10 protein-coding genes and 1 tRNA gene are annotated in these 13,668 nt (G+C 72.3%); 6 read left to right on the forward strand and 5 right to left on the reverse strand.

Translation table 11 applies throughout. The features are described from left to right. Nucleotides 1-1,461: a class I adenylate-forming enzyme family protein gene (locus P3T35_RS38305; RefSeq protein ID WP_101380455.1), complete on the reverse strand. Its 1,461-nt coding sequence runs from the start codon at nt 1,459-1,461 to the stop codon at nt 1-3. Between the two features lie 227 nt (nt 1,462-1,688). Between P3T35_RS38305 and P3T35_RS38310 the strand changes: the two genes are divergently transcribed. Then, nucleotides 1,689-2,681 (forward strand): TauD/TfdA family dioxygenase, encoded by a 993-nt coding sequence (locus P3T35_RS38310; RefSeq protein ID WP_101385027.1) that lies wholly within the window; start codon nt 1,689-1,691, stop codon nt 2,679-2,681. Nucleotides 2,682-2,745: 64 nt separating this feature from the next. On the opposite strand, the gene sbnB is transcribed toward P3T35_RS38310, so the two are convergent. From sbnB to P3T35_RS38325, 3 genes are all read right to left on the reverse strand, one after another. Continuing rightward, entirely contained in the window at nt 2,746-3,747 is a 1,002-nt protein-coding gene (gene sbnB, locus P3T35_RS38315; RefSeq protein WP_101380456.1) for a 2,3-diaminopropionate biosynthesis protein SbnB, read from the reverse strand. Further along, the gene (sbnA, locus tag P3T35_RS38320; RefSeq protein WP_280709557.1) at nt 3,741-4,769 is read right to left on the reverse strand and encodes a 2,3-diaminopropionate biosynthesis protein SbnA; all 1,029 of its coding nucleotides are present in this window, start codon (nt 4,767-4,769) and stop codon (nt 3,741-3,743) included. The genes sbnB and sbnA overlap by 7 nt, the downstream gene beginning before the upstream one ends. A 163-nt stretch (nt 4,770-4,932) precedes the next feature. Then, a complete protein-coding gene (locus tag P3T35_RS38325) occupies nt 4,933-5,502 on the reverse strand; it encodes a hypothetical protein (RefSeq protein WP_101380458.1) in 570 nt (189 codons plus the stop codon). Nucleotides 5,503-5,658: 156 nt separating this feature from the next. Here P3T35_RS38325 and P3T35_RS38330 point away from each other — a divergent pair, with 156 nt between their 5' ends. From P3T35_RS38330 to fabG, 3 genes are read left to right on the forward strand one after another with little or no spacing between them, the layout of a single operon-like run. Next, entirely contained in the window at nt 5,659-6,855 is a 1,197-nt protein-coding gene (locus tag P3T35_RS38330) for a histidine kinase (RefSeq protein ID WP_101380459.1), read from the forward strand. Next, nucleotides 6,852-7,502, forward strand: coding sequence for a response regulator transcription factor (locus P3T35_RS38335; protein ID WP_101380460.1), 651 nt, complete (start codon nt 6,852-6,854; stop codon nt 7,500-7,502). Before P3T35_RS38330 ends, P3T35_RS38335 begins: the two co-directional genes overlap by 4 nt. A 2-nt stretch (nt 7,503-7,504) precedes the next feature. Then, on the forward strand, nt 7,505-8,224 hold the full coding sequence (fabG, locus tag P3T35_RS38340) for a 3-oxoacyl-ACP reductase FabG (RefSeq protein WP_101380461.1): 720 nt from the start codon (nt 7,505-7,507) through the stop codon (nt 8,222-8,224). A 7-nt stretch (nt 8,225-8,231) separates the two neighbouring features. Here the strand turns inward: fabG and P3T35_RS38345 are convergent, their stop codons facing one another. After that, the gene (locus P3T35_RS38345) at nt 8,232-8,813 is read right to left on the reverse strand and encodes a TetR/AcrR family transcriptional regulator (protein ID WP_101380462.1); all 582 of its coding nucleotides are present in this window, start codon (nt 8,811-8,813) and stop codon (nt 8,232-8,234) included. A gap of 156 nt (nt 8,814-8,969) precedes the next feature. Between P3T35_RS38345 and hrpA the strand changes: the two genes are divergently transcribed. Together hrpA and P3T35_RS38355 are read left to right on the forward strand one after the other, a co-directional pair. Beyond that, nucleotides 8,970-12,935: an ATP-dependent RNA helicase HrpA gene (hrpA, locus tag P3T35_RS38350; protein WP_101380463.1), complete on the forward strand. Its 3,966-nt coding sequence runs from the start codon at nt 8,970-8,972 to the stop codon at nt 12,933-12,935. Between the two features lie 128 nt (nt 12,936-13,063). After that, a tRNA-Asp gene (locus P3T35_RS38355) sits at nt 13,064-13,140 on the forward strand. The last annotated feature ends 528 nt before the right edge of the window (nt 13,141-13,668 follow it).

The following is a 13,668-nucleotide window of genomic DNA, read 5'->3' on the forward strand; positions in this document are numbered from 1 at the left end:
TTATCCTTTCCTGCCGTCTCGTGCGACCGCGGACTCCGCCAATCGCTGCAGCGACTGGCGGTCGACTTTCCCGGTTCTGTTGAGCGGGAATTCCGGAAGGACCACCACCCGGTTGGGCCGCTCGTGGTCGGCGAGGTGCTCGGCCACCGCGGCACGCCAGTGCGCCGCCGGGCGCTCGGCCTGGTCGGCGACGAAGAAGACCAGCTGGGCCCGGCTCGGCACCCCCTCGGGGAAGACCGGGATCACCCGGACCGGCACCCCGCAGGCGCTGGCCCGGTCGGCGATGCCGTCCGGGTAGAGGGTGTGCCCGAGGCGGTGCACCGCCGACCGGCGGCCCAGCACGGTGAGGTTGCCGACCGCGTCGAACCGGCCGATGTCATCGGTGCGGTAGTCGGTGTGGTCCACCGGCAGCACCGCGCCGCCGGGGCCGAGCAGGCCGGTCATGTAGTCCGGGGTGCGGACCACGATCTCGCCCACGGTCCCGGGCCCGACCGGCAGGCCGGCGTCGTCCACCACCCGCACCGAGAGGCCGTCCAGCGGGCGCCCGCAGCCGATCGGGTCCGGCAGCACGGCCAGCGCGATGTTCCCGGCCTCGCTGCTGCCGTAGCCGTCCAGCAGCGGCTGCCCGATCCGGTCGGCGAACCTCCGGCGCAGCTCCCGCCCGAGCGGCTCGCCCCCGACGCACCACATCCGCACCGTGCTCAGCCCGTCCTGGCCGGCCCGGCCGCTGTCCAGCATGTTGAGCAGCGTGTGGTAGGTGGCCGGCACCGCGTCCACCACGGTGACGCCGTGCGCGGCGATCGCAGCCAGCGCCGAGTCCACCCGCTGGCTGCTGGTCTGCAGGGCCAGCGAGCAGCCGGCGGCCTGCCAGAGCAGCAGCATCGACAGGCCGTACTGGTGGGTGAAGGGCAGCAGCGGCAGCAGCACGTCGTCGGGCCGGTAGGCCATCCGGGTCCGGGTCCGCTCGGTGTTGCCGCGGACCGAGGCGCCGGAGCGCACGATGCCCTTGGGGGTGCCGGTGCTGCCGGAGCTCCAGACGATCAGGCCGTCCGGGCGCGCGAACCAGGGCGCGAACCGGGCCAGCCGGTCGCCGGTCACCGCGCCGTCCGGGGCCTCGGCGGCCTCCTTCAGGGCCGTGGTGCACAGGTCGGCCAGGGTCAGCTGCGCCACGGGCGTGGTGCCGGGCGGCAGCGGATCGTCGGTGAGCAGTCGTCCGGCCCCGGCGTCGGTGAGCAGTCGGGCCTGCTCGGCGGCCGGAGTGCGGCGGTCGACCAGGGCGATCGACACCCCGATTTCCATCAGTGCGAATAGCACCAGGACGAATTCGGCGGTATTGGCACCGGTGAGCACCACACGGTCGCCCGGTCCGATTCCGCGCAGTCGAAGTTCCCGTCCGACGGTCGTTATCGCGCCGTCCAGCGCGGCCGACGACAGGCGCCGGCCGTCAGTATTGATGAGCATCCCCACAGGACCCCCGGGCCGACTGGATTTGTCTTCGCCAGCGAGGGTACGGAGCGGACTACACGTGATCTATATCCGCGCGACGGACCCGGACCGCGGCATTTACCCAGGGCACATAGTTCGGATATAGCAGCCTGCCCAGACTGCTGGTTCCAGCGGCCGCGACTGCCTTCCTCCGGTCGCCGGCCGCCGCCTGTCCCACCGGAACCCATCGAACGGACGTGTTCATGACCCAGATCGACACGGTGGCCGCACCGGCGGCGCTGGTACTGAGCGAGGCGGAGCGCCGGCAGACCGGCGAGCTGGCCGACCGGCTCGCCCGCACCGAGCCGGCCCGCACCGACGACCCGCGGTGGCTGGCCGCCGTCCGCGACGCCTCCGCCGAGCTGCCGGCCCGGCTGCTGGTCGAACTGCGCCGGTTCCGCCACGACGCCGGCCCCGACGCGGTGCTGCTGGTCCGCAACCTGCCGGTGGCCCCGGCCGACGGCGGCCGCGAACTGCCGCCCACCCCGACCCAGCCGGGGTCGGTGGAGCGGGTCGCCGGCACCGCCGCCGCGGTGATCACCGCGGCGATGCTGCAACTCGGCGAGGTGGTGGCGTTCCGCAACGAGAAGGCCGGCGCGCTGGTGCAGAACGTGGTGCCGGTGCCGGGCCAGGAAGCGCTGCAGAGCAACGCCGGGTCGGTGCTGCTCGAGATGCACAACGAGAACGCCTTCCATCCCAACCGCCCGGACTACGTCGGCCTGTTCTGCGTCCGCGAGGACCCCACCGGGCAGGCCAGGCTGAGCACCGCCTCGGTGCGGCGGGCGCTGCCGCTGCTGTCCGGGCGCAGCCGCCGGGTGCTCGGCGAGGAGCGCTACCTCACCGAGGCGCCGCCCTCCTTCGAGGGCCGGGAGGGCATGGTGCCGGCCCATGCGGTGCTGCGCGGCGCCGCCGAGGACCCGGACATCCTGGTGGACTTCTCGGCCACCCACCCGCTGGACGACGAGGCTCGCGAGGCGCTGGCCGACCTGCGGGCGGCCCTGGTGCGGGTGACCTCGGCGCTGGCGCTGGGCGCGGGCGACCTGGCGGTGGTGGACAACCGGCTCGCGGTGCACGGCCGCACGCCGTTCACCCCGCGCTACGACGGCACCGACCGCTGGCTGCACCGGGTCTACGCCTCGCTGGACCACCGGCGGTCCCGGGCGGTCCGGGCCGAGGCCGGCGCGGTCCTCGACTGAGCCGGGCCCACGACTGCGGCCGGACCCGCTCGGGGTCCGGCCGCCTCGCTGGTGCTGCAGTGCTTCAGCCCGCCGCGCCGGGCAGGAAGTCCGCGACCCGCACGCCGAGTTGCTCGGCACCGGCCCGGTCGCGCACCCACCGGGCGAGCGCCAGGTCGAGCACCCCGAGGCCGAACGGCGAGAACACCACCCGGCGTCCGGGCAGCCGCCGGAACGGGGACCCGGCACGCAGCAGCGCGCCGAGCTCGGCGTCCACGAACTCCCGCCCGCCGGTCTCCAGTTCGGCCAGGTGCAGCGAGGTCCGCTCGCGGCAGACGTGGTCGGTGTCGTCCACCACGTTCTGCGCCTCCAGCACCGCCTGCACGGTCAGGTCGCGCAGCGAGACGTGCAGCACGGTGGCGTCCGGCCGGCAGGCCGTCAGGTCCATGTGCGGGGCGCCGGCGGTGGTCGCCAGGGCGACCAGCGAGTGCGTCCGCAGCGCGGCGGCGGCGCTGTCGGCGACCGTCACGGTCAGGCCGGGCAGGGCCGCTTCGGCGCGCCGGGCGAAGTCCTTGGCCCGGCCGGCGTCCAGGTCGTAGACGGTGGCGGTGCGCACCGAGGGCAGCCGGGCGGCGGTGAAGCGCAGCACCTCCAGGTTGATCGGACCGAGCCCGATCATGGCGATCCCGTCGGGCTCGGGGTCGGCGGTCAGCAGGCCGGCCGCCAGCGCGGCCGAGGCGGCGGTGCGCTTGGCGGAGATCAGCGAGGCCTCGATGAAGGCCTCCGGGCGGCCGTCCACCGTCGAGTTGAGCACCAGGGCGGCGCTGGCCCGCTCGATGCCGCGGGCCAGGTTGCCGGGGAAGCTGGCGATCCACTTCATCCCGGCCACCGGCTCGGCGCCGCCGAGGTACGCGGGCAGGCCGATGATCCGATCGGCGGGCTGGTCGGGGAAGCGCAGGAACACCGAGTGCGGCAGCGCGCTGCGGCCCTCGTCGTGCAGCCGGTACGCCTCGGCGATCCGCTCCAGGATGTCCTGCTCGCGCCCCTGGAGCAGGGCGCGCACCTCGTTGTGGCCGACTATCAGCACTGAGCGCTCACTTTCCGGTCCGGTTCCGGGGTCGGGCTCGGCCCCTTCCACAGGTGGGCGACCTCACCGAAGTGGTCGCGGACCCAGTCGTCGTCGTAGATGGTGTCCAGGTAGCGGTCGCCGCCGTCGGGGAGGATCAGCACGCAGGTGGCGCCGGCCGGCAGCTCGCCGGCGATCCGCTCCAGCGCGGCGACCACCGCGCCGGAGGAGCCGCCGGCCAGCACCGCCTCGCGCTGCGCCAGCAGCCGGCAGCCCACCACGCAGTCCAGGTCGCTCACGTGCAGCACCCGGTCGGCGTCCGCCGCGTTCAGCAACCGCGGTACCACCGAGGTGCCGTGACCGGGGATCAGGCGCCGGCAGGCGACCGGCGAGCCGAACAGGGCGCTGCCGATCGCGTCCACCGCGACCAGGGTGGTGGGCAGTTCGCGGCGCCGGATGTACTCGGCGCAGCCGCCCAGGGTGCCGCTGGTGCCGGCGGCGACCAGCAGGTAGTCGATCCGGCCGTCCAGCTCCCGGTCGATCTCCGCCATGGTGGTGAGGTGGGCCCGCGGGTTGAGCGGGTTGGCGTACTGGTCGGGGCAGTAGGAGTCCGGGGTCTCGGCGAGCAGCCGGGCCACCAGGTTCAGCCGGGCGGGCAGGAGCTCCCCGGTGGCCGGGTCGGGCTCGGTGACCACCCGCACGTCGGCTCCGTAGGCCCGCAGGATCGCCAGGTTCTGCGGGGTGGTCCGGGCGTCGACGACGCAGATGAAGCGTAGCCCGAAGTAGCCGCAGATCTGGGCCAGTCCGATGGCCAGGTTCCCGGAGCTGGACTCGATCACCGTGGACCGGCCCGGCACCAGCCGGCCGTCCTGGATGCGCTCCAGCAGCATGCTGAGCGCCGAGCGGTCCTTGATGCTGCCGCCCGGGTTGAACCGCTCCACCTTGGCGAACACTCGTACGGGAAAGCCGGGTACCAGCCGCTCCAGCTCGATGAGCGGGGTGCCGCCCACCGTCGAGAGGATGCCTTTCAGCCCTGCCGACACGGCTCTCCCTTCGCCGTCGGAGGGCGTGGCCCCCGACCACCGGTCTCGTTCCGCAGGGAGTGTCCCGGGCCCGGCTATCGGCGATCTATACCTGCCAACCGCGTCCACCGGGCCGTGTAGAGACCGTGTAGGCGAGCCGGCTGTACTGGCCGGCAACGACGGACTAGCCGTCGACCCGCGAGCCCCGGACCGCCCCGGCCGGCGCCTTCTTGGGCCACAGCAGATAGGTGAGGGCGATCACGCCGTGGATGCCGACCGTGCGCAGCGCGACCAGCTGCCACAGCCGCAGCGGGCCCGCGGCCGGGGTGCCGCTGCCCACGTAGAAGATCGCCAGCTGCAGCAGCCCGCAGGCCACCGCCCCGGCGAGCAGCGAGCGCAGCCACAGCTTGCCCTCGTGCTTGGCCCGCGGCATCCCGTACTTGGGCGGCTTCGGCGGCTTGGGCGCACCGGCCAGCCGGTGCGCGGCATGCCCGTCCAACCAGTGGATGGTGTAGTGCCCGTAGGCCACCGTGAAGCCGATGTAGAGCGCGGCCAGTCCGTGCTCCCAGCTGGGTTTGGCCCCGTTGTGCAGGTCCACCGCGGTCGCGATCAGCAGCACGACCTCCAGCAGCGGCTCGCAGAGCAGCACCGCGACGCTGGTGCGGCGCAGCTTCAGCAGGTAGCGGACGGCCAGTCCGGCGGCCAGCAGCACCCAGAAGCTGACCTCGCAGATGATGATGAGGGTGACGATCACGTCGTGCTCCTTCTTCCGCTCGCCCTGCCATCGTGGCATCCGCGCAGGTGCGGGGCGTCGTCGTCGGAGAGGACCCGGAGGTGCATCTTTCGATGTACGCGGCGGTGCCGGGAGAGGGGCAGGGCCGCGCCGAACACCCCGTGGTGGAATGGTGGCATGGTACCGGCTGCTCCCCGACCACACCGTGATGATCTGTCAATCGCCTTGCTGGGCCTGGCCGGTGGGCTGGTGCTCTGGTCCGCGGGACTGCAGACCCAGCTCGGGCGCCCGCTGCACGGGGCCTGGGCGCTGCTGCCGCTGACCGTGACCGCGGGCCTGGAGGTGCTGCGCCGGGCCCGGCCGGTGCTGGCGCTGTCGCTGGGCACCCTGGCGCTGGCCGGCGACCAGCTGACCAGCGGCAGCCTGGCCACCGTACTGATGTTCACCGACCTGGTGTACGCGGCGGTGCTCTACGGCGGCCGGGCGGCGGCCCAGCGGATCCCGGTCGGCGCGGGACTGCTCACCGCGACCGCCACGATGGGCTTCCTCGCCTGGTACCGCCGCCCGGAGGCGATCTTCATCGGGGTGGTGATCGGACTGGTCACCCTCGGCCCGGCGACCACCGGGGCGCTGGTCCGCAACCACCGGGAGGCCGCCGAAGCGGCCCGGCGGCACGCCGCGCAGAGCATCAGGCTGGCCGAGATGGACCGCGCCCAGGCCGTCACCGCCGAGCGCACCCGGATGGCCCGCGAGCTGCACGACATGGTCGCCAACCGGCTCACCGCGATCGCCATCCACTCCACCGCGGCGCTCTCGCTGGACGACCGGGCCAGCGCCACCGAGTCGCTCACGGTGATCCGGGAGAACAGCGTCGAGGGCCTGGCCGAGATGCGGCGGTTGATCGGGCTGCTCCGGGACGGCAGCGGCGAGGCCGAGCCGGCCGCGGTACCCACCCTGGACAGCCTGGGCGCGCTGGTCGAGGGGGCCAGGGCGAACGGCCTGGACGCCGTGCTGGAGGACGCCCGCCCGCCGGGGAGCGAGGTGCCCGCGCCGGTGGAGCTCGCCGCCTACCGGATCACCCAGGAGTCGCTGACCAATGCGCTCAAGCACGCCGGGCAGGGCCGGGTCACGGTCCGGCTCACCCTGCGGGACGGGGCGCTCACGGTGCGGGTGACCAGCCCGTTCGCCGATGTGCCGCCCCGGGCCCCCGGCTCGGGCGCCGGCCTGATCGGCATGGAGGAGCGCGCCGCCCTGCTGCGCGGCACCTTCCGGGCCGGCCCGCTGGTCACCCCGACCGGCAGGTGCTGGCAGGTGCTGGCCACGCTGCCGACCGTACGCCCCCGGTCGGCCCACCCCGAGGAGGGAGCAGCATGACCATCCGCGTCGTCGTCGCCGAGGACCAGTCGGCGGTCCGCGCCGGCCTGGTCCTGATCCTGCGCGCCGCGCCCGACATCGAGGTGGTCGGCGAGGCCGCCGACGGCGAACAGGCGGTGGCGCTGGCCCGGACGCTCCGTCCCGACCTGGTGCTGATGGACATCCGGATGCCGCGGCTGGACGGGGTGTCGGCCACCCACGCGGTGGTCGACGAGCGGCTCGCCCGGGTGCTGGTGCTGACCACCTTCGACCTGGACGAGTACGTCTACGGCGCGCTGCGGGCCGGTGCCTCCGGCTTCCTGTTGAAGAACATCGACGCGGACGGCCTGGTCGGCGCGGTCCGCGCGGTCGCGGCCGGCGACAGCCTGATCGCGCCCAACCTCGCCTGGCGGCTGATCGCGGAGTTCGCCAACACCCGTGGTGCCAAGGGGGACCGGCCGGCCGACCCGACCGCGCTGGAGTCGCTCACGCCGCGCGAGCGGGAGGTGCTCTCCTGCCTCGGCGAGGGCCTGTCGAACGCCGAGATCTCGGCTCGGCTGCGGCTGGCGGAGACCACCGTGAAGACCCACGTCAGCCGCCTGCTCGGCAAGCTCGATCTCCGCAGCCGGGCCCAGGCCGCCGTTCTGGTACGCGAGTTGGAGGGATGACAGTGCACCGCTCGGTCTTCGTCACCGGGGGCAACCGGGGCATCGGGCTGGCCACCGCGCGGGCCTTCGCCGAGCTCGGCGACCGGGTCGCGATCACCTACCGCTCGGGGGAGCCGCCGGCCGACTTCACCGCCGCGGGCGGCCTGGCGGTCCGCTGCGACGTCACCGACCCGGAGCAGCTGGAGCAGGCCTACCGGCTGATCGAGGAGCGGCACGGGCCGGTGGAGGTGCTGGTGGCCAACGCCGGGATCACCCGGGACGCCCTGCTGCTGCGGATGTCCGACGAGGAGCTGGCCGCGGTGCTGGACGCCAATCTGACCGGCGTCTTCCGCACCGTGCGGCGGGCCCTGCGCCCCATGGTGCGGGCCCGGCAGGGCCGGATCGTGCTGGTCTCCTCGGTGGTGGCGCTGCACGGCGCGGCCGGGCAGACCAACTACGCCGCCAGCAAGGCCGCCCTGGTCGGCCTGGCCCGCTCGCTGGTCCGCGAGCTGGGTCCGCGCGGGATCACCTGCAACGTGGTCGCGCCGGGGCTGGTCGACACCGACATGACCGGGGCGCTGCCGGACGCCCAGCGGGCCGCGATGCTCGACGGGATCCCGCTGGGCCGCTCGGCCCGGCCCGAGGAGATAGCCGGCGTGATCCGGTTCCTCGCCTCCGCCCGGGCCGGCTACCTCACCGGCGCCGTCATCCCGGTGGACGGGGGCTCCGGGCTCGGCTTCTGACGTGGTGTCAGTTTCCCGCCAGCTTTCCGAGGGCGCGCAGGCCGGCGAGGACCTCCTCGGCGGTCGGGGCGCCCTCCGGGTCCATCAGCCACTGGGTGAACATGCCGACGAGCAGCGCGTTCTGGACGGCTCCGACGGTGCGCGCCGCGCTCTCGTCGACGGTCTCCTCCGGCACCTTGAGCAGGGCGGCGGCGAGCCCTCGGCGGCCCTGGCGCTGCGCGTCCAGCAGCAGCTCCCGCAGCGCCGGATCGTGCTCGGCCTGGACGAACGCCTCGACGGAGGCGAGCCAGAGCTTGCGGGTGTCAGCGAATGAGGTGAGCATCTGGCGCCAGAGCTCCTGGTACTGCCCGCTCTCGTCGACCGCCGGGTCGAGGGCGGCGGCCAGGGCCGCGCCGAGCTCCTGCCCCCACTCGTCCATCGCCCGCACGAAGGCCGCGGTGAGCAGCGCGTCCCGGGAGCCGAAGTGGTAGCCGATCGCGGCATGGTTCACGCCGGCGGCCGCCGCGATGTCGCGCACGGTGCTGCGGGCCCAGCCCTTCTCCTTGAGGCACTGGGCGGCACCGGCCAGCAGGTCTTCACGGTTTCCCATGGCGCCAAGGCTAGCGCCATCTGAACCAGCCGGTTAAGCCATTCGGTTTATCCAGTCGGCGAGTGTGACACTTGATGGGCCCGCGGAGATGGCCGGGCCCAGAAAACCGAGGTGCGGTCCCCCGCCCCTCCTTGCGACCCTTGAGGGATGCCCGCGATGAGTTCCTCCGCCGCCCGATCCGCCGACGCCGCCGCCATCGGGGAGCTGGCGGCCCGGCTGCCCGAGCTGACGCTGCGCGACCAGCAGCGGATCGGCCGCCGGCTGGACGGGGCGCGCCGGGTCCGGGGGCCCGAGGCCCGCGCGGCCGTCGCCGCCGAGCTGGCCGTCGAGATCGACCGCGCCGAGCTGCGGATCGAGCAGCGCCGCCAGGCCGTCCCCGAGATCCGCTATCCCGCCGAACTGCCGGTCAGCCAGAAGAAGGACGACATCCTGGCCGCGATCCGGGACCACCAGGTGGTGATCGTCGCGGGCGAGACCGGGTCCGGCAAGACCACCCAGATCCCGAAGATCTGCCTGGAGCTGGGCCGCGGCGTCAAGGGCCTGGTCGGCCACACCCAGCCGCGCCGGATCGCGGCCCGCACGGTGGCCGAGCGGGTCGCCGAGGAGATCGGCACCCCGCTCGGCGAGACGGTCGGCTGGAAGGTCCGGTTCACCGACCAGGTCGGCCAGGACACCCTGGTCAAGCTGATGACCGACGGCATCCTGCTCGCCGAGATCCAGACCGACCGCGAACTGCGCCAGTACGACACCCTGATCATCGACGAGGCACACGAGCGCAGCCTCAACATCGACTTCATCCTCGGCTACCTCAAGCAGCTGCTCCCGCGCCGCCCCGACCTCAAGGTCGTCATCACCTCGGCGACCATCGACCCGGAGCGGTTCGCCCGCCACTTCGGCGACGCCCCGATCGTCGAGGTCTCCGGCCGCACCTATCCCGTCGAGGTCCGCTACCGGCCGCTTGTCGACGACACCGCCGACGCCGAGGACGGCGACGAGGTGGACCGCGACCGCGACCAGATCCAGGCGATCTGCGACGCCGCCGAGGAGCTGCAGGCCGAGGGCCCGGGCGACATCCTGGTCTTCCTCTCCGGCGAGCGCGAGATCCGCGACACCGCCGACGCCCTCAACAAGCTGAACCTCAAGTTCACCGAAGTCCTGCCGCTCTACGCCCGGCTGAGCTCGGCCGAGCAGCACAAGGTCTTCCAGCGCTCCACCAAGCGCCGGATCGTGCTGGCCACCAACGTCGCCGAGACCTCGCTGACGGTGCCCGGCATCAAGTACGTGATCGACCCGGGCACGGCCCGGATCTCCCGCTACAGCCACCGCACCAAGGTGCAGCGGCTGCCGATCGAGGCGATCAGCCAGGCCAGCGCCAACCAGCGCAAGGGCCGCTGCGGCCGTACCAGCGACGGCATCTGCATCCGGCTCTACTCGGAGGAGGACTTCCTCTCCCGCCCGGAGTTCACCGACGCCGAGATCCTGCGCACCAACCTGGCCTCGGTGATCCTGCAGATGACCGCCGCCGGCCTGGGCGACATCTCGGCCTTCCCGTTCCTGGACCCGCCGGACTCCCGCAACATCAAGGACGGCGTCAACCTGCTCCAGGAGCTCGGCGCCCTCGACCCGGAGCAGCAGGACCCGCGCAAGCGCCTCACCCCGCTCGGCCGCAAGCTGGCCCAGCTGCCGGTCGACCCCCGGCTGGCCCGGATGGTGCTGGAGGCCGACCGGAACGGCTGCGTCCGCGACGTCATGGTGATCGCCGCCGCGCTCTCCATCCAGGATCCGCGCGAACGCCCCACCGAGACGCGGCAGGCGGCCGACGAGCGGCACCGCCGGTTCACCTCGGAGACCTCCGACTTCCTCTCCTACCTGGCGATGTGGCGGTACGTCAGGGAGCAGCAGAAGGAGCTGTCGTCGTCCGCCTTCCGCCGGATGTGCAAGGCCGAGTTCCTCAACTACCTGCGGATACGGGAGTGGCAGGACATCTACATCCAACTGCGCACCGTCGCCAAGCAGTTGGGCGTGACGATCGAAGAACCTCATGACGACGCCGAGCCGGACGCCGACCGGATCCACCAGTCGCTGCTGGCCGGCCTGCTCTCCCACGTCGGCCTGTTCGACGTGGAGAAGCGCGAGTACGGCGGCGCCCGCGGTGCCCGGTTCGCGGTCTTCCCGGGCTCCGGCCTGTTCAAGAAGCCGCCGCGCTGGGTGATGTCGGCCGAGCTGGTGGAGACCTCGCGGCTCTGGGCCCGGATCAACGCCAAGATCGAGCCGGAGTGGATCGAGCCGCTCGCCGCCCACCTGATCAAGCGCACCTACAGCGAACCGCACTGGGAGAAGAAGGCCGGCGCGGTGATGGCCTATGAGCGGGTCACCCTCTACGGCGTACCGATCATCGCCCAGCGCCGGGTCAACTACGGCCGGATCGACCCGGAGCTCTGCCGCGAACTGTTCATCCGCAACGCCCTGGTGGAGGGCGACTGGGAGACCCACCACCAGTTCTTCGCCGCCAACCGCCGGATGCTCGACGAGGTCGAGGAGCTGGAGAACCGGGCCCGCCGCCGCGACATCCTGGTGGACGACCAGACCCTCTTCGACTTCTACGACGCCCGGCTGCCCGAGGAGACCGTCTCCACCCGGCACTTCGACGCCTGGTGGAAGAAGGCCCGGCACGACCAGCCCGACCTGCTCAACTTCGAGAAGTCGATGCTGATCAACGACGCCGCCGACGGCATCACCGAGGCGGACTACCCGGACTACTGGCAGCAGGGCAAGCTCCGCTTCAAGCTGACCTACCAGTTCGAACCGGGCAGCGACGCGGACGGCGTGACCGTGCACATCCCGCTGCCGGTGCTCAACCAGGTGTCCGCCGAGGGCTTCGACTGGCAGATCCCGGGCCTGCGCGGCGAGTTGGTCACCGCCTACATCCGGGCCCTGCCCAAGGCGGTCCGGCGCAACTTCGTGCCTGCGCCGGACTTCGCCAGGGCCGCGCTGCGCGAACTGACCGACCGCCAGGAGCCTTTGCTGCCCAGCCTGGAGCGGGTGCTGCACCGGATGTCCGGGGTGCCGATCCCGCCGGAGGCCTGGGACGACGACCGGGTGCCGGAGCACCTCAAGGTGACCTTCCGGGTGGTGGACGGCAAGCGCAAGCTGGCCGAGTCCAAGGACCTGGAGGAACTGCGCCTCAAGCTCAAGCCCAAGCTCAAGGAGACCCTCTCCTCGGCCGCCAGCGGCCAGGGCATCGAGCGCACCGGCCTGACCGCCTGGCCGGCCGATCTGCCGCAGCTCCAGCGGACCTTCGAGCAGCGCTCCCGGGGCCACTCGCTGCGCGCCTACCCGGCGCTGACCGACGACGGCGACAGCGTGTCGATCAAGCTCTACGACACCCCGCAGGCCCAGGCGCAGGCGATGTGGCAGGGCACCCGGCGGCTGCTGCTGCTCACCTGCAACTCCCCGGCCAAGCAGATCCAGGCCCGGCTGGGCAACCAGGCCAAGCTGGCGCTCTCCTACAACCCGCACGGCTCGGTGCCGGCGCTGTTCGAGGACATCACGGCCTGTGCCACCGACCGGCTGATGGCCCTGAACGGCGGCGTGGCCTGGGACGCCGAGTCCTTCGCCAAGCTCCATGACGCGGTGCGGGCCGATCTGTACGAGCTGTCGGCGGACACCACCCTGAAGACGGCCTCCGCGCTGATCGCCTACCACCGGGCCGGCAACCGGCTGAAGACGGTGCAGAGCCCGGTGCTGCTCTCCGCGGTCAACGACGTCAAGCTGCACCTGGCCTCGCTGGTCCACCCGGGCTTCGTGACCGCGACGGGCTGGCAGCGGCTGGCCGACGTCAAGCGGTACCTGATCGCGGTGGACCGGCGGCTGGAGGCGCTGCCCAACCACCCGCAGCGCGACCTGACCAACCTGTACAAGGTGCAGGAGGTGCAGCGGGCCTACGGCGAGCTGCTGGCGGCCGTACCGGCCGGGCAGCAGCCGACCGGGGAGGTGCGGCAGATCCGCTGGATGATCGAGGAGCTGCGGGTGAGCTTCTTCGCGCAGTCGCTGGGCACCCCGGCGCCGGTGTCGGAGAAGCGCATCCTCAAGGCGATGGACGCCGCCCGCGCCACGCTCTGAGCCCGTCAGGGCGTACCCCCAGGTCGGGCCGATCGGCCGGTTCGACCTGGGGGCCCCGGATGCAGTACGATCTGTCTTGTCGCCGCCGAGAGCAGCGGCAAATAACTGCGACAAGCAGTGAAATGCCTGGCCCTGTGGAGCAGTTGGTTAGCTCGCCACCCTGTCAAGGTGGAGGTCGCGGGTTCAAGTCCCGTCAGGGTCGCCAGTGCGAGAGGCCCGGAACCGTGAGGTTCCGGGCCTCTCGTCGTTTTGGCCGCCGCCCGCACCACCGAGGGGCTCGACGGGCCGTCAGGCGGCATTATCGGCAGCTTGGTCCAGGCCACAAGAGTGCCCGCTGTGACGGTCGTCACTTATCTTTCCTTGAACTTCGTGAGCTTGGACCCCTCCAAAGGTGCCAGTCATTTAATATATAAAATTGTACTTGCTTTCCGAGCATTCCCCTCTCCGGTCACCCGGATTTTCCTTCGCCCCGGGCGCCACAATGGATATCCATTGTTTCGCCATTTCCTGGTCAACTGACAGTCATGAAACAGTTGATACTCATGTCATGGCGGCCCGTCGGTGCATTGACGTTCAACAACTGCTCGGCACCTCGACTCGGACCGGAAAAGCCTCCAGGGCATGCCGAAGGGGCCGCCTCCCGGACCCGGCGGAGTCCAGGGGGGCGGCCCCTTCGATCAAGCTGTGCGCCAACGCGCCGGCGGCGGGATGAGCAGCCCGCCGCGAGCGACCG

The organism is Kitasatospora sp. GP30, from assembly GCF_029892145.1.
Classification (GTDB): domain Bacteria; phylum Actinomycetota; class Actinomycetes; order Streptomycetales; family Streptomycetaceae; genus Kitasatospora; species Kitasatospora acidiphila.